2 protein-coding genes are annotated in these 2,222 nt (G+C 39.2%); both read left to right on the forward strand.

Annotation, left to right across the window (positions count from 1 at the left end; translation table 11 throughout):
* Positions 1 to 1,102: cysteine desulfurase family protein (locus tag K6G87_RS15205; protein WP_296839119.1), on the forward strand; the 1,102-nt coding region annotated here is incomplete at its 5' end.
* A gap of 133 nt (positions 1,103 to 1,235) precedes the next feature.
* Positions 1,236 to 2,222, forward strand: a 987-nt coding sequence (thiI, locus tag K6G87_RS15210) for a tRNA uracil 4-sulfurtransferase ThiI (protein WP_296839122.1), incomplete at its 3' end; no start/stop codon positions are given.

Raw genomic sequence — 2,222 nt, forward strand, 5'->3', positions numbered from 1 at the left:
TGTTGCAGATACAATGACTAAAGAGTACGGTAATCCGTCAAGTATGCATCACTTTGGCAAGGTTGCAGAAGATATAGTTAAGAATGCAAGAAAGCAAATAGCAAAGACTCTTCACTGTAATGATAAAGAGATCTTTTTTACATCAGGTGGAACAGAATCTGACAATATGGCCATAATAGGAACAGCAAGAGCCAAAGAAAAAGAGGTTGGAAAACATCTTATCACCTCATCTGTCGAGCATCCTGCAATCCTTGAGACTATGAGATATCTTGAAAAACAGGGGTTTGAAGTTACTTATCTTCCTGTTGATAAGAACGGTCAGGTAGTAGTAGAGGATCTTAAAAATGCAATAAGACCTGATACTATTTTGGTAAGTATAATGCTTGTTAACAATGAAATAGGTGCTCTTGAACCTATTGAAGAGTGTGGCAGGATCATAAAGTCAATTAATCCCAAGACCTATTTTCACGTAGATGCAGTCCAGGGATATGGCAAATTTAATATCAATCCTTCAAAAATGGGAATCGATCTTATGTCTGTTAGTGGTCACAAGATACACGGGCCAAAGGGTACAGGCTTTTTATATGTCAAAAATGGCGTAAGGATAGTGCCTATAAATTATGGCGGTGGTCAGCAGCAGGGTATGCGATCAGGAACAGAAAATGTTCCTGGAATAGCAGGACTTGGAAGAGCTGCAGAAGAGATATATGAATCTCTTGACAGCCATGTAGAAACAATGAGAGAGCTCAAGCGCTATTTTATAGATTCAGTAAATGACAAGCTCGATGAAGTAACTGTTAATGGAAAGACAGATAATGACAGTGCTCCTCATATCGTAAGCATGAGCTTTAAGGGCGTAAGAGCAGAGGTGCTTCTTCATGCTCTTGAGGATAAGGATGTATATGTTTCTGCGGGAAGTGCCTGCTCAACCAATCGTCCTCATGTAAGCGATACGCTTAAAGCTATAGGAGTTGATAAGGAGCTTTTGGATTCTACACTTCGCTTCAGTATGTCTGTATTTACAACCAAAGAAGAAATAAACATGGCTGTAGAAGCGCTTGAAGCGGTCGTGCCTATGCTTAGAAGATATTCACGTCAGTAATTACTAATACTCATAATATGTCTGAACATTTATGGCATATTGAATATTACTTGATTTATAAGTGATGAATAATTACCGGTAAAGTCCGGTTTTAGAGATAAAGTAAACTAATTAAGATCAGAAAGAGGTTATGATGCAGTATCACGCATTTATATTGAAGTATGCCGAGATTGGCTTAAAGGGTAAGAATCGTTATGTCTTTGAAGATGCTCTAATGCGTCAGATAAGACGAGTCCTTGAAAAGTGTGCAGGCGAGTTTGACGTAACAAGAACAGCCGGACGTATATATGTTGAAGCCAAAAACTATGATTTTGATGAGACTATCAGCGCTCTTCAGACAGTATTTGGTCTTTCAGGAATATGCCCTGCAGTTACTATTGAAAGAGATGGAGACAGTAAACTTCCTAACCCGGAAAAGCTTGCAGAGCTTGTAGCAGGATTTATGGGAGAAGTATATCCGGATAAGCATAAATCCTTTAAGGTTCAGGTTAGAAGAGTTGATAAGTCTTATCCTCTTGATTCAATGGAACTTGGCAGAGACCTTGGAGCAGCTATCCTTGAAGCTCATCCCGACTTTACAGTTGATGTTCATAATCCTGATATTCTTCTTCATGTAGAGCTTAGAGAGAAGATCAATATTTACTCAGAAGTAATTCCGGGACCAGGAGGAATGCCGCTTGGTACTGCAGGAAGAGCAATGCTTCTTCTTTCAGGCGGAATCGACAGCCCTGTTGCAGGCTATATGATAGCTAAAAGGGGTGTAGAGATCGAAGCTGTATATTTTAATGCTCCTCCGTATACTTCGGAAAGAGCTAAGCAGAAAGTAGAAGATCTTGCAAGGGTTATAGCAAAGTATACAGGCAAGGTTAAGCTTCATGTGATTAACTTTACTGATATTCAGATGTATATATATGACAAGTGTCCACATGATGAATTAACTATCATCATGAGAAGATATATGATGCGTATTGCAGAGATGCTTGCTAAGAACTCAGGTTGTATGGGACTTATTACAGGTGAATCAATAGGACAGGTTGCATCACAGACAATGCAGTCACTTCTGTGTACTAATGCTGTTGTAGAGTCTATGCCTGTTTACAGACCTGTTATTGCTTTTGAT

The sequence above is a fragment of the Butyrivibrio sp. genome (genome assembly GCF_024699075.1).